This window comes from Sphingomonas sp. GW821-FHT04B01 (genome assembly GCF_059420425.1).
Genome location: NZ_JBWKTR010000001.1, coordinates 883,863 through 903,365, shown reverse-complemented (window position 1 = coordinate 903,365; position 19,503 = coordinate 883,863). Strand labels below are relative to the sequence as shown.

The window sequence follows — 19,503 nt, the reverse complement described above, 5'->3', positions numbered from 1 at the left end:
ACCCTATCGTCGGCTGCGCCGGCTCTTCCCTCTCCCGGCGGGAGAGGGAAAAGGCGCGTAGCGCCGCAGGGTGAGGGCGAGGGCGGGACGGCCGCGATCAATCCTCGAACACGGCTGCGCGTTTCGCCATATTGGCGGCGACCGCCTCCATCATGTTCGGCTTGCCGATCACCTTCATCTGCTCTTCGGTCTCGGCGACCAGCATGTCGCGCGGGTCGGCGTCATGCGCCATGTTGAGCAGCCGCTTCGCGCCGCGGATCGCGTGCGGACTGCGCGCCGCGATCGTCCGCGCCAGCGCCAGCGCCTCGGCGAGCGGATCCGCCGCCAGCCGCGTCACGAAGCCATGCGCCAGCGCCTCCGCCGCATCGAACTCGCGCGCGGTATAGACGAGCTCGCGCAGCACGTCGTCGCGCACCAGCCCGCGCCAGATCGGAAAGCCGGCCATATCGGGCACCAGTCCCCAATGCGTCTCGCGGATCGCGAAGCGCGTATCCGGCGCGGCGATGCGGATATCGGCCCCCGACATGATCTGGAAACCGCCGCCGAAGGCGACGCCGTGCACCGCGGCGATCACCGGCATCGGCAATTGCCGCCAGCCCCAGGTGACGTGCTGCGGCGGGATCGCGCCCTGCGCATTGCGTGTCGTCGACATGCCCGAGCCGCCCTGCGCCATGCTCGCCATGTCGAGGCCGGCGCAAAAGCCCCTGCCCTCGCCCGACAGGACGACGCAACGCACGTCGCGCCGCCCGGCGAGCGCGTCGATCGTCGCGCCGATCGCGGTGAACATCGCCGGGTCGATCGCATTCATCTTGTCCGCCCGCGCGAGCCGGACGTCGGCGATCCCGTCGGTGACGCTGAGGGTGACGCGGTCGTTCATGGCTCTCTCTCCCGTGGCCCGCCACGCTACCGCCACCCCGTGCGTTGCGCTACCGCCGATGGCGTGTAGAGACAAAGCCATGAGCGGCTTCAACATCGACGCCTTCATGGCGCACCGGTTCGGCGGCCATGCCGGGGCGCTGGGCATCGTCTACCATGGCCGTGGCGACGGCTGGGTCGAGCTGGCCTTGCCCTATACCGACGCGCTGGTCGGCGATCCCGACAGCGGCGTGCTCGCCTCGGGGCCGATCATCGCGCTGATGGACATGGCGACGAGCATCGCGGTGTGGGTGGAACGCGACAAATTCGCTCCCCAGGCGACGCTCGACCTGCGCGTCGACTATCTGCGGCCGGCGGTGCCGGGGCGGACGGTGATCGGCCGCGGCGAATGCCTGCGCCTGACCCGCTCGATCGCCTTCGTGCGCGGCATCGCCTATGACGATACCCCCGACGATCCGCTCGCGCATGTCGCGGGCACATTCATGCTGATGGATGCCAACGCATGACGCCGCCGTCCGGCCTGCCGCCTTATGCCGAGCTGCTCGGCATCTCGCTGACCTCGCGCGACGGCGCGGCGCCGACGCTGCTGCTGCCGTTCCGCGATGCGGTGCTCGGACGCCCCGGCTTCCTGCACGGCGGCGCGATCGCGGGGCTGCTCGAAGTGGCGGCGATCGTCTCGCTGCGGCATGCGCTCGCCGAGGAAGGCGGCGGCCGGATCAAGCCGGTCAACGTCACCGTCGACTTCATGCGCGGCGGCCGCGACAAGCCGACGCACGCCGAGGGGATCGTGACGCGGCTCGGCACGCGCATCGCCAACGTCGAGGCGGTGGCGTGGCAGGACGACCGTGCCAAACCGATCGCCAGCGCGCGGATGAACTATCTGATCGTGCGGGATTGATAAGCTTCAGGATCGCGCCACCCGCTCCGCCTCGGCGACCTGCTCGGGCGTCGGCGTGACGCCGGTATAGAGCACGAATTGCTCCAGCGCCTGTAGCGTGCCGATCGCGGCGCCGGTGATCACCGGCTTGCCGGCGTCGCGTGCGGCGCGGAGCAGCGGCGTATCGGGTGGCAGCGCCACCGCGTCGAGCACCAGCTCCGCCGCGGCGATCGTCTCGCGGTCGAACGCCAGCGCGTCCGCGTCCGGCCCTTCCATGCCGAGCGGCGTGACGTTGGCGATCAGGCCGGCGGTGCGACCGTCCACCTCCGCCGCCCACTCCCAGCCGACCGAATCGGCCAGCGCGCGACCGGACCGCGCGTTGCGCGCGACGATCGTGCCGCGGGTCAGGCCGGCGTCGCGCAGCGCGGTCGCCACTGCCTTGCCCATGCCGCCCGAGCCGCGCAGCATCGCGGTCGTGCCCGCCGCCACGCCGGCCTGTTCGACCAGCGTGCGCACCGCCGAATAATCGGTGTTGTGGCCGGTCAGCCGGCCATCGTCGTTGACGATCGTGTTGACGCTGTCGATCGCCGCCGCCGAGCCTTCGAGCCCGTCGAGCAGCGGGATCACCGCCTCCTTGAACGGCATCGAGATCGCGCAGCCGCGGATGCCGAGCGCGCGGATGCCGCCGATCGCCGCGGGCAGATCGGTGGTGGTGAACGCCTTGTAGACATAGTCGAGCCCGAGCAGCTCGTAGAGCCGGTTGTGGAAGCGCGTCCCGAAATTGCTCGGCCGCGCCGACAGCGACATGCACAGCCGCGTATCACGGCCGATCAGGGGTTTGGTCATGGTCGTTCCTCAAAATCCTGCCCCGCAGGGGGAAGGCTATCGCATATGGCCATCTGTATGACCCGGGCGAGTCTCAAAGCCACTCCGTCACCCCGGCCTTGCGCCGGGGTCCCGCTTCTTCGGCGAGGCAAGCGGGATGCCGGATCAAGTCCGGCATGACGGGAATATAAATGCCGTCGCAGCACTCCGAATCTGAATGCGATTGCCCTGCCCGCAGTGGGAGGGGGATCGTGCCGCGCAGCGGCATGGTGGAGGGGGCTTTCCACCAGCGCAACCGATTGGGGAAGCCCCCCTCCGTCCGCGCTACGCGCGGCCACCTCCCCGTGCCGGGGAGGAATGAGGCTATTTCGCCGTCAGCCGGATCAACCGCCCCTGCGACTTGCCGCCGTCCTCGATCAGCCAGATCGCGCCGTCCGGCCCCTGATCGACGTCGCGGATGCGCGCGCCCATCGGCCATTGATCGCCCTTCCTCGCATTCTGCCCGTCGAGGTCGACGCGGACCAACGACTGCGACGACAGGCCGCCGATGAAGGCATCGCCCTGCCATTGCGGGAACATCTTGCCCGAATAGATCATCAGCCCGCCCGGTGAGATCACCGGATTCCACCACACCTTGGGCGGTTCGTAGCCGTCGCCCGGCGCGTGATCGGGAATGTCGCGACCGTCGTAATGGCTGCCGTTCGACGCGTTCGGCCAGCCATAATTGCGGCCGGGCATGATGAGGTTGACCTCGTCGCCGCCCTTCGGCCCCATCTCCTGCTCCCACAAACGCCCCTCGCCGTCGAAGGCGAGCCCGAGCAAATTGCGGTGGCCATAGCTCCACACCTCGGGCGCGAAGCCCTTGGCGGCGAGCGGATTGCCCGGCGCCGGCTTGCCGTCGAGCGTCAGCCGCAGCACCTTGCCGAGCGTCGCCTGCGGGTCCTGCGCCGGCGTGAACTTCTGCCGCTCGCCATTGGTGAAGAACAGCGACTGGCCGTCGGGCGAAAAGGCGATGCGCCCCGAATAATGGCCGTCGCCCTCGACGAACGGCCGCGCCTGGAACAGCGCCTCGATCTCGCCGAGCCGGTCGCCGCCGCGGCCGTCGTCGCGCAGCCGGCCGCGCGCCAGCACCACGCCCTTGGTCGAATAGCTGAAATAGATCCGCTTGCTGGTCGCGAAATCGGGGGCGGGAACGACGTCCATCAGCCCGCCCTGCCCCGCCGTGTCGACGGGAAGCGTCGCGATCGTCTGGCGGCGTTTGCCGTCGGGCGACAGCAGGATCATCTGCCCCGCCTTCTCGGTCACCACGATCCGGTCGTCGGGCAGGAAGGCGAGCGCCCAGGGCGAGACGAAATCGGCGACGATCGTCTCGCGGAACGGCTTGGCCGAAGGCGGCGTCTCGCCCGCCTGCGGGCTCCCCTTGGTGGCGGGGGCGTTCCCCGAACAGGCGATGAGGGCGATCGGTAAGGCAGCAAATAGAGCAAGACGCATGATATTCTCCCGGTTGCCGTCTTATACGCACGATGGTCGACGAGGATGCTTGTTTCCATGCGGCGGTAAGCGTATATGACGCCTGCCTTCTCTTACATCGTCAGGTGAAAGAGGCTGCGGGGGACCCCCTCCGCGGCGGCGGACACGCATATCTGGAGCCTGCATGGCGGACATCGCCCACCTCACGCAATTGATCGAACCGGAAGCCCGCGCGCTGGGTTTCGACCTCGTGCGCGTGAAGATGTTCGGCAGCAAGTCCGACCCCACGTTGCAGGTGATGGCCGAGCGCCCCGAGACCGGCCAGCTGACGATCGACGATTGCGCCGATCTGTCGCGCCGCATCTCGGACGTGCTCGATGCGCTGGAAGCCGAGGGCAAGGACCCGATCGAAGACGCCTATCGCCTCGAAGTGTCGTCGCCCGGCATCGACCGGCCGCTCACCCGGCCGCAGGATTATACCAATTGGGCGGGTCACGAGGCGAAGATCACGCTGATCGACAAGATCGACAATCGCAAGATCCTGACCGGCGACCTCGTCGGCATCGACGGCGACAAGGTGGCGATCGACGTGCGCGGCTATCAGCCGATGACGGTCGCGCTCGACCAGATCCACGACGCCAAGCTGACGATCACCGACCGTCTGCTCGCGGCTACGGCTCCGCTGTCGAGCGACGGCGCCGACGAATTCGAAGAGGTGTCCGACGACACCGACTCCAACGACAATCATGCCCTTAGCGAAGGACAGAAGTAAGATGGCCACCGTCGCCACCGCCAACCGCGCGGAACTGATCGCGATCGCCAACTCGGTCGCCACCGAGAAGATGATCGACAAGAGCATCGTCATCGAGGCGCTCGAGGAAGCGATCCAGCGCGCCGCCAAGACCCGCTACGGCATCGAGAACGACATCCGCGCCAAGCTCGACCCGAACACGGGCGACCTGCGCCTGTGGCGCGTCGTCGAGGTGGTCGAGGCGGTCGACGATTATTTCAAGCAGGTCGACGTCACGCAGGCGCAGAAGCTCCAGAAGGGCGCGGTCGTCGGCGACTATATCGTCGATCCGCTGCCGCCGATCGAATTCGGCCGCATCCAGGCGCAGGCCTCGAAGCAGATCATCTTCCAGAAGGTCCGCGACGCCGAGCGCGAGCGCCAGTATGAAGAGTTCAAGGATCGCCAGGGCGAGATCATCACCGGCGTCGTCAAGCGCGTCGAGTTCGGCCATGTCGTCGTCGACCTCGGCCGTGCCGAGGGCGTCATCCGCCGCGACCAGCAGATCCCGCGCGAAGTGGTGCGCGTCAACGACCGTATCCGCTCGCTGATCCTCAACGTCCGTCGCGAGAATCGCGGGCCGCAGATCTTCCTCAGCCGCGCACACCCCGATTTCATGAAGAAGCTGTTCGCGCAGGAAGTGCCCGAGATCTACGACGGCATCATCACCATCCAGGCCGCCGCACGCGACCCGGGCAGCCGCGCCAAGATCGGCGTCATCAGCCGCGACAGCAGCATCGATCCGGTCGGCGCCTGCGTCGGCATGAAGGGCAGCCGCGTCCAGGCGGTGGTGCAGGAGATGCAGGGCGAGAAGATCGACATCATCCCCTGGTCGCCCGATATCGCCACCTTCGTCGTCAACGCGTTGCAGCCCGCTTCGGTGAGCCGCGTTGTGATCGACGAGGAAGAGGAGCGGATCGAGGTCGTCGTCCCCGACGACCAGCTCAGCCTCGCGATCGGCCGCCGCGGCCAGAACGTCCGCCTCGCCAGCCAGCTGACCGGCAAGGCGATCGACATCCTCACCGAGCAGGATGCCAGCGAGAAGCGCCAGAAGGAGTTCACCGAGCGGACCGAGATGTTCCAGAACGAACTGGACGTCGACGAGACGCTGGCGCAGCTGCTGGTGGCCGAGGGCTTCGGCGCGCTGGAAGAGGTCGCCTATGTCGAGCTCGACGAGATCGCCGGCATCGAGGGCTTCGACGAGGACCTCGGCCAGGAGCTGCAGAGCCGCGCGCAGGAAGCGCTCGACCGTCGCGAGGCCGCCAATCGCGAGGAGCGCGCCGCGCTCGGCGTCGAGGACGCGCTGATCGACATGCCGTATCTGACCGAAGCGATGCTGGTCACGCTCGGCAAGGCGGGGATCAAGACGCTCGACGATCTCGCCGATCTCGCCACCGACGAATTGGTCGAGAAGAAGCGCGTCGAACCGCGCCGCCGCAACGAGGACGCGCCCAAGCGCCCCGAGCCGAAGGGCGGCATCCTCGCCGAATATGGCCTGAGCGACGAACAGGGCAATGAGATCATCATGGCCGCGCGCCAGCATTGGTTCGCCGAGGACGAGGCTCCGGCCGCGACCGAGACGGCCGAAGCGGGCGAGGACGCGAAGAGCGAGGCGGAGGAAGGCTGATGCCGTTCGTCTCGATCCGACTGGCGGGCAGCGCGACCCGCGAGCAGAAAGCGGGGATCGTCGCCGACGTGACGACCTCGCTGGTCACGCGGCTGGGCAAGAACCCGGCCGCGGTGCAGGTCGTGATCGAGGAGGTTTCGACGGAGAATTACGGCGCTGGCGGCCAGCTGATCGCCGACCGCGACGCCGCCCCTGCCGCGCCATCGAGGGAGGACGCGCATGCGGTTCCCTCACAATGAGGCGCTAGGGCTCCAGCAGGTTCGCGACGGGCGACGCGATTCGCGGGTGACCGCGGGGACGCGTGCGCCTGTGCGTCTTTCTCGCACCGGTTCGTGTGCAGCACTGTCCTCGCCCCACCATATCCGTCACCCCGGACTTGTTCCGGGGTCCACCCCGCGGCGGGGAGAACGGCCGGGATCAGTCCAGCGGCGGCAGCCCGAGGGCGACCGCCAGATCGTCCCAGTCCGGATTGTCGCGCTCGATCAGGTTCTTCTTCCAGTCGCGCCGCCACGCCTTGATGCGTTTCTCGCTGGCGATCGCGTCGGCCATGGTTGCGGCGGTCTCGAACCACACCAACCGCACGATGCCGTAGCGACTGGTAAAGCCTTCGTACGTGCCGTCTCGGTGTTGCATGATGCGACCGACGAGGTTCGACGTCACGCCGGTATAAAGCGTGCCGTTGAAGCCGCTGGCCAGCATGTAGACGCAGGGTTGCCGGTCCCTCATGGCGATGAGCTTGCCGCCCGGTGGTCCCCGGAACAAGTCCGGGGTGACGGGGTGGGTGTGGCTACCGTCTCGAACGCCACCGCGGGAGGCGGCGCATGAGCGATCCCGTCCGCAAGTGCATCCTGACGCAGGATCGCGACGAACGCGACAATCTCATTCGGCTGGCGATCGCGCCCGACGGGCAGGTGCTGCCCGACGTACGCGCCAAGGCGCCCGGCCGCGGGGCGTGGATCGGCGTCACCCGCGCCGACCTCGAAGAGGCGATCGCCAAGAAGAAGCTGCGCGGCGCGCTCGCGCGTGCCTTCAAGGGCGCCGAGCTGGTCATCCCCGACGATCTGCCCGCACGGATCGCCGCCGCACTCGAACGCAACGCGCTCGACCGGCTCGGGCTCGAATCGCGCTCGGGCACGCTGCTGACCGGCTCGGAGAAGATCGAGGCGGCGGCGCGCGCGGGGCAGCTCCATGCGCTCTATCATGCGGCGGATGCCGGCACCGACGGCAACCGCAAGCTCGACCAGGCGTGGCGGATCGGCTCGGACCGCGAGGGATCGACGCTGAGGGGCTTGGTTTTGCCGATGCCCCGCCCCATATTGTCGTTGGCGCTGGGCCGCGAGAATGTGGTACACATCGGCCTGACCGACCGCGCTGCCGCCGCGCGGGTGAGCGATGCGCTCGACCGCTGGCTGCATTTTATCGGACCTGAAACCCCTCCCGTGCCTTGCGAAACGGCCTCGCAAGGCGCATCGGCGCCCGGACTTCCCCCTGTATTTCCGGGGGATGTATCCGACGGGCTGCGACCGGCCGTAGACGTGAACGAGGAATTTGAGTGAGCGACACCGACAACGATAAGCCGAAACTTGGCATGCGCGCGCCTTTGGGGCTGAAGCGCACGGTCGAGACCGGCCAGGTGAAGCAAAGCTTCAGCCACGGCCGGTCCAATACGGTGATCGTGGAGACGAAGAAGCGGCGCGTTCTCGGCCGTCCGGGCGAGGCGCAGGCCGCGCCCGAACCGCAGGTCGAGGCGCCCGTCGCCGCGCCTGCTCCGGCGCCCGCCCCCGCCCCTGCTCCACGCCCGGCGCCGTCGAATGAGACGCCGCAGGAGCGTCAGGCGCGCATGCTGCGCGAGGCCGAGGACCAGCGCATGCACGCGCTGGAGGACGCGCGCCGTCGCGAGGAAGCCGCGCGTGCGCAGGCTGCCGAGGACGAGCGCGCCCGCGCCGCCGAAAAGGCCGCCGCCGCTGCCGCTCCGGCACCGACGCCCGCTCCCGAGCCGACGCCGGAACCGGTCGCCGCACCGGCACCCGTTCCGGCTGCACCGCAGGTCGCCGCACCCGTCGTACCGACCCCCGCCGGCCGTGGCTTTCGCCCGGTCGAGCGCGTCGTGCCGCCGGCACCGGTCGAGGCGCCCGCGCCTGTCGCCGCACCGACGCCGGCGCCGGCGCCCACTCCGGCCCCTGCACCTGCGCCGGTCGAGGCCGCTGCGCCCGCTCCGGCACCGGCCCCCGCGCCGGCCCCGGCGCCCGCACCGATCGTCGGTTTCGGCCGCGATCCGTCGCTGCCCGCACCGCGTCGGTTCTCGCCGGTCGCCCGCCCGGAAATTCCCAAGCCGCAGCCCAAGCCTGCACCGGCCCCTGCGGCCGCGCCGGCTGCTGCCGCGACGACCGCGACGGGCACTGCCGGTGGCGCCGGCGGCGCTGCGTCGCGCAACCTGCCTTCGGGTCAGGCGACGCCGCGCAACGCACCGCCGAGCCGGCCGACGCAGCGCGACCGCAAGGGCGACGAGCGTCGCGGCGGCAAGCTGACCGTCAACCGTGCGCTCGGCGACGATGGTGCGCGCTCGCGCAGCCTCGCCGCGCTCAAGCGTGCGCGTGAAAAGGAAAAGCGTCACTTCGGCGGCCCGCGCGAACAGCAGGCCAAGCAGATCCGCGACGTCCAGGTTCCCGAGGCGATCACCGTCCAGGAACTCGCCAACCGTATGGCGGAAAAGGGCGCAGATCTGGTCAAGACGTTGTTCAAGATGGGCATGCCCGTCACGATGACGCAGACGATCGATCAGGACACCGCCGAGCTGCTGGTGACCGAATTCGGCCACAACATCGTCCGCGTCAGCGACAGCGACATCGACCTGGCGCTCGACACCGGCGAGGATTCGACCGAGTCGCTCAAGCCGCGTCCGCCGGTGGTGACGATCATGGGTCACGTCGACCACGGCAAGACGAGCCTGCTCGACGCGCTGCGCGGCACCGACGTGGTGCGCGGCGAGGCAGGCGGCATCACGCAGCATATCGGCGCCTATCAGGTCACGCTGAAGGACAAGTCGAAGGTCACGTTCCTCGATACGCCGGGCCACGAGGCGTTCACGCAGATGCGTGCCCGCGGCGCCGACGTCACCGACATCGTGGTGCTGGTGGTCGCGGCCGACGACGGGCTGATGCCGCAGACGATCGAGGCGATCAACCACACCAAGGCGGCCGGCGTGCCGATGATCGTGGCGATCAACAAGATCGACAAATATGAGGCGAATGCCCAGCGCGTGCGCGAGCGTCTGCTCGAGCATGAGGTGGTGGTCGAGGAAATGGGCGGCGACGTCCAGGACGTCGAGGTCTCCGCGCTCAAGAAGACCGGGCTCGACACGCTGATCGAGAAGATCCAGCTCCAGGCCGAACTGCTCGAACTGCGCGCCAATCCGGATCGCGCCGCCGAGGGTACGGTGATCGAGGCGAAGCTCGACAAGGGCCGTGGCCCCGTGGCGACGATCCTCGTCAACCGCGGCACGCTGAAGGTCGGCGACGTCTTCGTCATCGGCGCGGAGAGCGGCAAGGTCCGTGCGCTGATCGACGACAAGGGCCGTCAGGTGAAGGAAGCCGGCCCGGCGATGCCGGTCGAGGTGCTCGGCATGACCGGCGTTCCCTCGGCGGGCGATCCGTTGCAGGTCGTCGAGAGCGAGGCACGTGCCCGCGAGGTCGCCGAATATCGCCAGAGCGTGCTGACGCAGAAGCGCACCACGACGGCGCCGGCGAGCCTCGAGAGCATGTTCTCGGCGCTCAAGGCCAATGCCGCGATCGAATATCCGCTGGTGGTCAAGGCCGACACCCAGGGGACGGTCGAGGCGATCGTCGCGTCGATCAACAAGATCTCGACCGATCTCATCAAGGCGCGGGTGCTGCACTCGGGCGTCGGTGGCATCACCGAGAGCGACGTGACGCTGGCCGGGGCCTCGGGCGCTCCGATCATCGGCTTCAACGTCCGCGCCAATGCCAAGGCCCGCGAGATCGCCGACCGGCAGAAGGTGGCGTTGAAGTACTATGACGTCATCTACGACCTGATCGACGAGATCCGCGCCGGCATGGCGGGCGAGCTCGGGCCGGAAGCGTTCGAGACCGTGGTCGGCCGGGCGGAGATCCGCGACGTCTTCTCGGCGGGCAAGCACGGCAAGGCGGCCGGCCTGCTCGTGGTCGACGGCGTCATCCGCAAGGCGCTCAAGGCGCGCATCACGCGCAACGACGTCATCATCTATCAGGGTGAGATCGCGTCGCTGCGCCGCTTCAAGGACGATGTCGCCGAAGTGCGCGCCGGTCTGGAATGCGGTGTGACGTTCACGCAGAATTTCGTCGACATCAAGCCCGGCGACTTCCTCGAGACGTTCGAAGTCGAGATGCGCGAACGCACCCTCTAAACCATGTCCCTCTCCCATCCGGGAGAGGGAGGGCGCTGCCGCAGGCGGCGGACGGGTGAAGGCGGCATGCCTCCTGCCCTCACCCTCCCTCTCCCGCCGGGAGGGGGGTAAAAGGCGTCATGAACAAAGATCCCCAGGATAAATCGGTCCGCGCGCTGCGCATCGGCGAACAGGTCCGCCACGTGCTGTCGGAGATCCTCCAGCGCGGCGACGTCCACGACGAGACGCTGGCCAAGCACATGGTCTCGATCACCGAGGTCCGCATGTCCTCCGACCTGCGCCACGCGACGGTGTTCGTGAAGCCGCTGCTCGGCAAGGACGAGGAACAGGTGCTCAAGGCGCTGCGCACCAACACCGCCTATCTGCAGCGCGAGGTCGCGCATCGCGTCCAGACCAAATATGCCGCCAAGCTCAAGTTCCTGAGCGACGAGAGCTTCGACGAGGGCAGCCACATCGACGCGCTGCTCCGCAAGCCCGAGGTGGCGCGCGATCTGGGCGAGGATTGACGGGGCTTAGTCGGTGGCCAAGCTCTATTTCTACTACGCATCGATGAATGCGGGCAAGTCGACGACGCTGTTGCAGGCCGACTTCAACTATCGCGAGCGGGGCATGAATACGATGCTGTTCACCGCTGCGGTGGACGATCGCTTCGCGGCGGGGACGATCACCAGCCGGATCGGGCTCGAGGCGCCGGCGACGCCGTTCGATGTGGCCACCGACCTCGCCGCCTGCGTCGCCGAGCGGCAGGCGCGCGAGCCGCTCGCCTGCGTGCTGGTCGACGAGGCGCAATTCCTCTCCGCCGGGCAGGTCGCGCAATTGGCGCGGATCTGCGACGTGCTCAACGTGCCGGTGCTTGCCTATGGACTGCGCACCGATTTCCAGGGGCGATTGTTCGAGGGGTCGGCGCGGCTGCTCGCGATCGCGGATGCGCTGATCGAGATCAAATCGGTGTGCGTGTGCGGGCGCAAGGCCATCATGAACCTGCGCGTCGATGCGCAAGGTCGTGCGATCGCCGAGGGCGCGCAGACCGAGATCGGCGGCAACGACCTTTATGTCGCGCTGTGCCGCCGGCATTTCGGCGAAGCGCTCGCCCCTCCCGTTTGCCCGGAGCCTGTCGACGAGCATTGAGTCTCACCGCGCTTCGACAGGCTCAGCACGAACGGTGGGGAAGGCGAACCGCGGCATGTGGTGCTATGCCCCCGCATCTCAGCGAGGCGCCCACCCCTCCCCGTTTGCCCTGAGCCTGTCGAAGGGCATTGAGACTCAGCACGGACGGCGGGGGAGGAGAACCGCTGCACTCTGGCGGACCGCCCTGCCCCACGCCATATCGCGCGCATGAACCCCGAGAACATCGTCTATCGCACCGCCGTCTGGATCATCCCGCTGGTGATCGCGATCGTCTTCCACGAGGTCGCGCATGGCTGGATGGCGAAATGGCTCGGTGATCCGACCGCGCAGGAACAGCGTCGGCTGAGCTTCAATCCGATCCGCCACGTCGATCCGGTCGGTACATTGATCCTGCCGCTCGGCCTCGCCATCGCCGGCGCGCCGGTGTTCGGCTGGGCCAAGCCGGTGCCGGTGATCGCGCAGCGGCTGCGCAACCCGCGCTGGGGGATGGTCGCGGTGGCGCTCGCCGGGCCGGGGATGAACCTCGCGCTGGCGACGCTGACCGCGATCGCGATCGGTTTCATCGGCGCGACCGCGGGCGGCACCGCGCCGGTCGGTATGGCCGCTTTCGTGCTCGCCAATCTCGTCAACTTCCTGCTGGTCAACGTCTTCCTCGCGATCTTCAACCTGTTGCCGATGCCGCCCTTCGATGGCGGCCACGTCGTCGAGGGGCTGCTGCCACGGCCGCTCGCCGCGCAATATGCCAAGATCGGGCGGTTCGGCTTCCTGCTGCTGATCCTCGTGCTCGTCGTGCTGCCGATGGTCTTCCCCGGCGCCGATCTGGTCGGGCGCATCGTCGGGCCGCCGGCGCAAGCGGTGATCGGCTGGTTCCTGGCCTTGGCGACCGCAATCGCCTAACGGCGGCGCGATGCACGGTTGGATCATCATCGACAAGCCCTTGGGGCTGGGCAGCACGCAGGTCGTCTCCGCGGTCAAGCGCGCGCTGCGGCAGGGCGGCTACGGCAAGTTCAAGGTCGGCCATGGCGGCACGCTCGATCCGCTGGCGACCGGGGTGCTGCCGGTCGCGGTGGGCGAGGCGACCAAGCTCGCCGGGCGGATGCTCGACAGCGACAAGGTCTACGATTTCACGATCCGCTTCGGCGAGCAGACCGATACGCTCGATGCGGAGGGGGTGGTGATCGCGACCTCCGACGTGCGGCCGACCGCGGCGCAGGTCGCGGCGGTGCTGCCGCGCTTCACCGGGCCGATCACGCAGGTGCCGCCGGCCTATTCGGCGCTCAAGGTCGATGGCGCGCGGGCGTATGACTTGGCGCGGGCCGGGGAAGAGGTGGTGCTGGCCGGGCGGCAGGTGACGATCCACGCGCTATATTCCTCCCCGCAAACCATCTATTCCTCCCCCGCAAGGGGGAGGTGGCAGGCCGAAGGCCTGACGGAGGGGGAGGATACGGCGACCTCCGCGTTTGCGGAAACGCCCCCTCCACCACCCGGCTGCGCCGGGCGGTCCCCCTCCCCCGCTGACGCGAGGGAGGAATTGGGGGAGATCACCCTTACCGCGCACGTCTCCAAGGGCACCTATATCCGCTCCCTCGCGCGCGACGTCGCACTGGCGCTCGGCACGGTCGGTCACGTCACGATGCTCCGCCGCACCAAGGCGGGGCCGTTCGACCTCGCCCCCGCGATATCGCTGGACAAATTGGCCGAAGCCGGTATGGCGCGCAGCCTTGAACAGGTAATCCTGCCATTGAGGGCGGGGCTGGACGACATCCCGGCTCTATCCCTCACGCCCGAACAGGCAGGGGCGCTCCGCCAGGGGCGCGTTCTGAGCGGGATCGCCAGGGACGATGGCCAATATTTCGCGTGTGACGGGGATATCCCGGTCGCGCTGATAGAGGTCGAGGCCGCAGAGGCCCGCGTCGTCCGTGGCTTCAACCTTTGAACGATGTCGAGGACTGACACATGACCATTACCGCAGAGCGCAAGGCCGAAGTCGTCAAGGAACATGCTCGCCAGGAAGGCGACACCGGTTCGCCGGAAGTCCAGGTCGCGATCCTCTCGGAGCGCATCAAGAACCTGACCGAGCATTTCAAGGGTCACAAGAAGGACAACCATTCGCGCCGCGGGCTGCTGATGATGGTCAACAAGCGGCGCTCGCTGCTCGACTATCTCCGCAAGACCGACGGTCAGCGGTACCTCGACCTGATCGCGAAGCTCGGCCTTCGCAAGTAACGATGAGGGCGGCCTTCGGGTCGCCCTTTTCATATGTCCGTGCTACAGGCGGACATCACGAATTCACGAATACCGGCATGAGCCGGGTAGCGGAGACGGGCAATTCGGCCCCGATCCACGGGAGCGACAAGACGCTCCATACCGACGCGGGCCGGCTAGCCCGCGAGACAGGCCCCCCGCAGCATCTGGCTCGGGGAGTGAAGGAAAATACATGTTCAATGCCAAGAAGGTATCGATCGAGTGGGGCGGCCAGACGCTGACCCTCGAAACGGGCAAGGTCGCCCGCCAGGCCGACGGCGCGGTGATCGCGACGCTCGGCGAGACGGTCGTGCTCTGCGCCGTCACCGCGGCGAAGTCGGTGAAGGAAGGCCAGGATTTCTTCCCGCTGACCGTCCATTATCAGGAGAAGTTCTCCGCCAGCGGCCGCATCCCCGGCGGCTTCTTCAAGCGCGAGCGCGGCGCCACCGAGCGTGAGACGCTGGTCAGCCGCCTGATCGATCGTCCGATCCGCCCTCTGTTCCCCGAGGGCTTCTACAACGAGATCAACTGCATCGCGCAGGTGCTCAGCTATGACGGCGAGAATGAGCCCGATCTGCTGGCGATGATCGCCGCCTCGGCCGCGATGACGCTGTCGGGCGTGCCCTTCATGGGTCCGATCGGCGCGGCGCGCGTCGGCTACAAGGACGGCGAGTATCAGCTCAACCCGTCGGATGCCGAAGTCGCCACCGGCGACCTCGACCTGATGGTCGCGGCGACGCACGACGCGGTGATGATGGTCGAGTCCGAAGCCAACGAGCTGTCGGAAGACGTCATGCTCGGCGCCGTGATGTTCGCGCACCGCGCGTCGCAGGACGTCATCGACGCGATCATCAAGCTCGCCGAACAGGCCGCCAAGGAGCCCTGGGAACTCAAGGTCCAGGACGACAGCGCCGGCGTGAAGGCCAAGCTCAAGAAGCTGATCGGCAAGGACCTCGAGGCGGCGTACAAGCTGACCGACAAGCAGGCGCGCCAGACCGCGATCAACGAAGCCCGTGCGAAAGCACGTGAAGGCATGGCCGACCTCAAGGACAGCGATCCCCAGGCCTATCTCGCCAGCCTCAAGCTGGTGAAGAAGCTGGAGGCGGACATCGTCCGCACCGCGATCCTCAAGACCGGCCGCCGCATCGACGGCCGCGACACCAAGACGGTCCGTCCGATCGAGGCGGAAGTCCACTTCCTGCCGCGCGCGCACGGTTCGGCGCTGTTCACGCGTGGCGAGACGCAGACGATCGCGACCACCACGCTCGGCACCCGCGACGCGGAGCAGATGATCGACGGCCTCGGCGGCCTGTCGTACCAGAATTTCATGCTCCACTATAACTTCCCGCCCTATTCGGTCGGTGAAGTCGGCCGCTTCGGTGCGCCGGGTCGTCGTGAAGTCGGTCACGGCAAGCTGGCGTGGCGCGCGCTGCGTCCGGTGCTGCCGACCAAGGAGGAATTCCCCTACACGATCCGCGTCACCAGCGACATCACGGAGAGCAACGGCTCGTCGTCGATGGCGACGGTGTGCGGCGGTTCGCTGTCGATGATGGATGCCGGCGTGCCGCTGAAGCGCCCGGTGTCGGGCATCGCGATGGGCCTGATCCTCGAAGGCAAGGACTTCGCCGTCCTGTCGGACATCCTCGGCGACGAGGATCACCTCGGCGACATGGACTTCAAGGTGGCCGGCACCAGCGAGGGCATCACCTCGCTGCAGATGGACATCAAGATCGCCGGCATCACCGAAGAGATCATGAAGGTCGCGCTGGCACAGGCGCATGAGGGCCGCGCGCACATCCTCGGCGAAATGGCCAAGGCGCTGGGCGAGACCCGCTCGGAGCTGTCGGCGCACGCGCCGCGCATCGAGACCTTCTCGATCGACAAGTCGAAGATCCGCGAAGTCATCGGCACCGGCGGCAAGGTGATCCGCGAGATCGTCGCGCAGACCGGCGCCAAGGTCGACATCGACGACGAGGGCGTCATCAAGGTTTCCTCGTCCGATCCGGCGCAGATCGACGCCGCGATCAAGTGGATCAAGGGCCTCGTCGAGGAAGCGGAAGTCGGCAAGGTCTATGACGGCAAGGTCGTCAACCTCGTCGATTTCGGCGCCTTTGTGAACTTCATGGGCGGCAAGGACGGTCTCGTCCACGTCTCGGAGATCAAGAACGAGCGCGTCGAAAAGGTCTCGGACGTCCTCTCGGAAGGCCAGGCCGTCAAGGTCAAGGTCCTTGAGATCGATCCGCGCGGCAAGGTCCGCCTGTCGATGCGCGTCGTCGACCAGGAAACCGGCGCCGAGCTGGAGGACACGCGTCCGGCACGTGAGCCCCGCGAAGGCGGCGACCGTGGTCCGCGCGGCCCGCGCAGCGGCGGCGGCGATCGTGACGGCGGTGGCCGTGGCGACCGCGGCCCGCGTCGCGACGGCGGCGGACGTGACGGCGGTGGCCGTGGTCCGCGTCGCGACGGTGGCGACCGTGGTCCCCGCGGCGAGGGCGGCGATCGCGGCCCGCGCAACGGCGGCGGCAACGACGACGGCCCCGCGCCCGAGTTCGCGCCGGCCTTCCTGACCGAGACGCGCGACTGATCCTGCGGATCGACGTGAGCAAGAGGGGTTCGGCAGCGATGCCGGACCCCTTTTTCGTGAAGGGATGCGGCGACATGCGGGCCCCCAAGGATTCGTCCGGGCCGATTGCCAAGCGATTAAATTCTCCCTCGCTAGGGCAGGCCAATCGCATATTGACGCTCGTGCGAGCCTGTCGTCTTCTACGCCCAACCCGTCACCCCGGACTTGTTCCGGGGTCCACCCTGCGGCGAGGAGAAAGGCTTGATTCGACACCGTTCTCTTGCGGCCTGGTGGACCCCGGAACGAGTCCGGGGTGACGAATCCGATAAGGAAACCGATCGAGCCTCATCAGCGCAGCCATATGCGATAGCCCTGCCCTAGCTGGGGAGGAATTTCGGCGGCAACCCCGTCCGGGATGCGCCGTCAGGGCGTCGGCGGCGACACCGTGGCGCCGGTCCACACTTGCTCCGCCGCGGCGCGGAGATGGCCGGTCGACACCGGCTTGTCGCAGCGTGGCAGCGTGCGATAGCAATCCGGGATGATCGCCGCGTCATAGCCGCTGGTAATCAGCACGCGTACCTCGGCCGCGAGCAAATGGTCGATCAGCGGATAGACCAACGTCTCGCGCAGATTGATGTCGAGGATCGCGACGTCGGGCGGTTCGGCCTCGGCGAGCAGCCGCATCGCCTGCGGCAGCGAGGCGACCGGGCCGACCACCTGCGCGCCGACCGCGCGCAAATCGCGCGCCAGATCGTCCGCGATCAGATATTCGTCCTCGACGATGAGGATGGATCGCCCGGCCAGCGGTGATGCTGCTGCTGATGTCATTGAGCTACTCCCTGTAAAACAAGGGATAATGAATCAGTCGCCGGCGGCTTTAACATGGGTAAGCGAGCAGAAGCGACAAATGCTGTCAAGTTTCCCCATGTCACCTGCGCCAATCGCCAATCGCCTGCTCACCCGGCTGCAGCACTATGTCGTGTTCGCCGACGACGAACGCGCGGCGATCGAGACGGCGTGCGCGGGACCGCCGCTCGCGGTACGCCAGCGCCGCGACCTGATCCGCGAGGGCGATCGTCCGCGCGGCGTCAATCTAATCGTCGATGGCTGGGCGTTCCGCTACAAGACGCTGGAGGACGGGCGGCGACAGATCATCGCCTTCCACCTGCCCGGCGACCTCTGCGACGTGCACGGCTATATCCTGCGCGAAATGGATCATTCGGTCGGCGCGCTGACCCCCGTGCGCTACGTCGAGATCCCGCGCGACCAGATCGAGGCGCTGGCGGCGCTCGGCCCGCGCGTCAATCAGGCCTTGTGGTGGGACGCGCTGACCGGCGCGGCGATCCAGCGCGAATGGACGGTGAATCTGGGTCAGCGCGATGCGCTGGAACGGCTGTCGCACCTCTTTTGCGAGCTGATCTTTCGCCTGCGCGTCGTCGGCATGGTCGACGGCGCGCGCTGCGAGATCCCGCTGACCCAGACCGACCTGGCCGAAGCGACGGGGATGACGCCGGTCCACGTCAACCGGATGGTGCAGGAGCTGCGCTCGCGCAACCTGATCCGCTGGAAGGGGCGCGAGTTCGAGGCACTCGATCTTGACGGGCTGTGCGATGTCGCGATGTTCAATCCGGCCTATCTCCACCTCGATCACGAAGGACGGCATCTGGATGCCAACGGGTAATCCTCCCGCCATCGTCGCCACCGCTGCCGACCCACCCGCCGCCTGCGGCCCGATCGACTGGCACGCCGCCGCCGAGGGGGGCAGCCTCGCCTTCGCCGCCGCCTGGTCGTCGCTGACCGGGCAAAGCGCGGCGGAGCGCGCCGGAAGCGGCTGGCTCGCCTGCCTTCATCCGGACGATCATGCCGCGCTCACCGCCGGCTGGTATCGCGCGCGCACGACCAGGCTGTTCAGCGCCGATCTGCGCGTGCGCGCGGTCGCGACGGGCGACTATCGCTGGCTGCGCGTGCAGGGCATGCCCGCCGGCAACGGCACCGACGATTGGCGCGGCAGCGCGATCGACATTTCCGACCTGCACCAGCGACTCGCCGGCGAAGGCCGGCTGCGCGCCGCGCTCCACCACCGCATCCGCAACGCGATGGCGATCATCCGCTCGATCGCGCGGCGCACCGCGGAGAATAGCGATACGGTGGAGGACTATCGCAACCATTTCGATGGCCGTCTCGCCGCCTTCGCGCGGACGCAGAGCCATATCATGCGCGCCGGCGACCAGGGTGTCGACCTGGAGGGGCTGCTTGCCGACGCGCTGCTCGCGCATCAGGTCGGCGGCCGCGTCGGCTATGGCGGCCCCGAGGTGCGGCTGCCGCCGCGGCTCGCCGATCAGCTCGGCATCGCCTTCCACGAACTGACCGACAATGCCGTCCAGCACGGCGCGCTGCGCCGCGACGACGGCCGCCTCGACATCCGCTGGTCGATCGCGGACGGCGACGACGACGAAGGCGGGCGCCACCTCCACATCCAGTGGCACGAGGATCTGCCCGCCGGCGGCGTCATGGCGCCGGTCGGCGAGGGCTTCGGGCTCGAACTGCTCACCCGCAGCCTGCGTTACGAGGTCGACGCAACGGTGACGCTCGATTTCGCCGATCGCGGCATGCGATGCGCGATCGCGCTGCCGCTCGACGGCGTGGGATAGCGTCGCCGGGTTGATCCAATTGAATTCGAAATTGAGAAAAAACCGTTATAGATGAA

General features: G+C 68.0%; 20 protein-coding genes. 15 read left to right on the top strand and 5 right to left on the bottom strand.

All coding sequences use genetic code 11. From position 1 onward, the window contains the following. Positions 1 to 97 precede the first annotated feature (97 nt). Positions 98 to 877 carry a crotonase/enoyl-CoA hydratase family protein gene (locus tag AC07UH_RS04380; RefSeq protein WP_495179231.1) on the bottom strand — a complete coding sequence of 260 codons (780 nt, stop codon included), beginning with the start codon at positions 875 to 877 and terminating at the stop codon, positions 98 to 100. Between the two features lie 79 nt (positions 878 to 956). Here AC07UH_RS04380 and AC07UH_RS04375 point away from each other — a divergent pair, with 79 nt between their 5' ends. Both AC07UH_RS04375 and AC07UH_RS04370 read left to right on the top strand, forming a co-directional pair. After that, the gene (locus AC07UH_RS04375; RefSeq protein WP_052075633.1) at positions 957 to 1,382 is read left to right on the top strand and encodes a PaaI family thioesterase; all 426 of its coding nucleotides are present in this window, start codon (positions 957 to 959) and stop codon (positions 1,380 to 1,382) included. Further along, positions 1,379 to 1,774, top strand: coding sequence for a PaaI family thioesterase (locus AC07UH_RS04370; protein WP_495179232.1), 396 nt, complete (start codon positions 1,379 to 1,381; stop codon positions 1,772 to 1,774). Before AC07UH_RS04375 ends, AC07UH_RS04370 begins: the two co-directional genes overlap by 4 nt. Before the next feature lie 6 nt (positions 1,775 to 1,780). On the opposite strand, the gene AC07UH_RS04365 is transcribed toward AC07UH_RS04370, so the two are convergent. Together AC07UH_RS04365 and AC07UH_RS04360 are read right to left on the bottom strand one after the other, a co-directional pair. Then, positions 1,781 to 2,599 (bottom strand): shikimate 5-dehydrogenase, encoded by an 819-nt coding sequence (locus tag AC07UH_RS04365; RefSeq protein WP_495179233.1) that lies wholly within the window; start codon positions 2,597 to 2,599, stop codon positions 1,781 to 1,783. 342 nt (positions 2,600 to 2,941) lie between these two features. Next, positions 2,942 to 4,069, bottom strand: a complete 1,128-nt coding sequence (locus tag AC07UH_RS04360; protein WP_495179234.1) for a PQQ-dependent sugar dehydrogenase — start codon at positions 4,067 to 4,069, stop codon at positions 2,942 to 2,944. Positions 4,070 to 4,232: 163 nt separating this feature from the next. Here AC07UH_RS04360 and rimP point away from each other — a divergent pair, with 163 nt between their 5' ends. The 3 genes from rimP to AC07UH_RS04345 are packed head-to-tail and all read left to right on the top strand — an operon-like array spanning position 4,233 to position 6,701. Then, positions 4,233 to 4,820 (top strand): ribosome maturation protein RimP, encoded by a 588-nt coding sequence (gene rimP, locus AC07UH_RS04355; protein ID WP_495179235.1) that lies wholly within the window; start codon positions 4,233 to 4,235, stop codon positions 4,818 to 4,820. A 1-nt stretch (position 4,821) separates the two neighbouring features. After that, positions 4,822 to 6,462, top strand: a complete 1,641-nt coding sequence (gene nusA, locus AC07UH_RS04350) for a transcription termination factor NusA (RefSeq protein ID WP_495179236.1) — start codon at positions 4,822 to 4,824, stop codon at positions 6,460 to 6,462. Then, positions 6,462 to 6,701 carry a tautomerase family protein gene (locus AC07UH_RS04345; protein WP_038663118.1) on the top strand — a complete coding sequence of 80 codons (240 nt, stop codon included), beginning with the start codon at positions 6,462 to 6,464 and terminating at the stop codon, positions 6,699 to 6,701. The genes nusA and AC07UH_RS04345 overlap by 1 nt, the downstream gene beginning before the upstream one ends. A gap of 178 nt (positions 6,702 to 6,879) precedes the next feature. Here AC07UH_RS04345 and AC07UH_RS04340 read toward each other — a convergent pair whose 3' ends face one another. Next, a complete protein-coding gene (locus AC07UH_RS04340) occupies positions 6,880 to 7,161 on the bottom strand; it encodes a GIY-YIG nuclease family protein (RefSeq protein ID WP_495179237.1) in 282 nt (93 codons plus the stop codon). 122 nt (positions 7,162 to 7,283) lie between these two features. Here AC07UH_RS04340 and AC07UH_RS04335 point away from each other — a divergent pair, with 122 nt between their 5' ends. From AC07UH_RS04335 to pnp, 8 genes are all read left to right on the top strand, one after another. Next, positions 7,284 to 8,018, top strand: coding sequence for a DUF448 domain-containing protein (locus AC07UH_RS04335; protein WP_495179238.1), 735 nt, complete (start codon positions 7,284 to 7,286; stop codon positions 8,016 to 8,018). Continuing rightward, positions 8,015 to 10,864, top strand: a complete 2,850-nt coding sequence (infB, locus tag AC07UH_RS04330) for a translation initiation factor IF-2 (protein ID WP_495179239.1) — start codon at positions 8,015 to 8,017, stop codon at positions 10,862 to 10,864. Before AC07UH_RS04335 ends, infB begins: the two co-directional genes overlap by 4 nt. A 119-nt stretch (positions 10,865 to 10,983) precedes the next feature. After that, positions 10,984 to 11,370, top strand: a complete 387-nt coding sequence (rbfA, locus tag AC07UH_RS04325) for a 30S ribosome-binding factor RbfA (RefSeq protein ID WP_495179240.1) — start codon at positions 10,984 to 10,986, stop codon at positions 11,368 to 11,370. Between the two features lie 13 nt (positions 11,371 to 11,383). Further along, the gene (locus tag AC07UH_RS04320) at positions 11,384 to 11,992 is read left to right on the top strand and encodes a thymidine kinase (protein ID WP_495179241.1); all 609 of its coding nucleotides are present in this window, start codon (positions 11,384 to 11,386) and stop codon (positions 11,990 to 11,992) included. A 207-nt stretch (positions 11,993 to 12,199) separates the two neighbouring features. Further along, positions 12,200 to 12,889: a site-2 protease family protein gene (locus AC07UH_RS04315; protein ID WP_495179242.1), complete on the top strand. Its 690-nt coding sequence runs from the start codon at positions 12,200 to 12,202 to the stop codon at positions 12,887 to 12,889. Positions 12,890 to 12,899: 10 nt separating this feature from the next. Beyond that, entirely contained in the window at positions 12,900 to 13,928 is a 1,029-nt protein-coding gene (truB, locus tag AC07UH_RS04310; protein WP_495179243.1) for a tRNA pseudouridine(55) synthase TruB, read from the top strand. 20 nt (positions 13,929 to 13,948) lie between these two features. Then, positions 13,949 to 14,218 carry a 30S ribosomal protein S15 gene (gene rpsO, locus AC07UH_RS04305; protein ID WP_038663138.1) on the top strand — a complete coding sequence of 90 codons (270 nt, stop codon included), beginning with the start codon at positions 13,949 to 13,951 and terminating at the stop codon, positions 14,216 to 14,218. A 211-nt stretch (positions 14,219 to 14,429) separates the two neighbouring features. Further along, positions 14,430 to 16,817 (top strand): polyribonucleotide nucleotidyltransferase, encoded by a 2,388-nt coding sequence (gene pnp, locus AC07UH_RS04300; RefSeq protein WP_495179244.1) that lies wholly within the window; start codon positions 14,430 to 14,432, stop codon positions 16,815 to 16,817. Positions 16,818 to 17,219: 402 nt separating this feature from the next. On the opposite strand, the gene AC07UH_RS04295 is transcribed toward pnp, so the two are convergent. Then, a complete protein-coding gene (locus AC07UH_RS04295; protein ID WP_495179245.1) occupies positions 17,220 to 17,624 on the bottom strand; it encodes a response regulator in 405 nt (134 codons plus the stop codon). Positions 17,625 to 17,721: 97 nt separating this feature from the next. Between AC07UH_RS04295 and AC07UH_RS04290 the strand changes: the two genes are divergently transcribed. Continuing rightward, complete coding sequence (locus tag AC07UH_RS04290) at positions 17,722 to 18,477, top strand: Crp/Fnr family transcriptional regulator (protein ID WP_495179246.1); 756 nt, start codon at positions 17,722 to 17,724, stop codon at positions 18,475 to 18,477. Then, a complete protein-coding gene (locus AC07UH_RS04285) occupies positions 18,464 to 19,447 on the top strand; it encodes a sensor histidine kinase (protein WP_495179247.1) in 984 nt (327 codons plus the stop codon). The genes AC07UH_RS04290 and AC07UH_RS04285 overlap by 14 nt, the downstream gene beginning before the upstream one ends. The last annotated feature ends 56 nt before the right edge of the window (positions 19,448 to 19,503 follow it).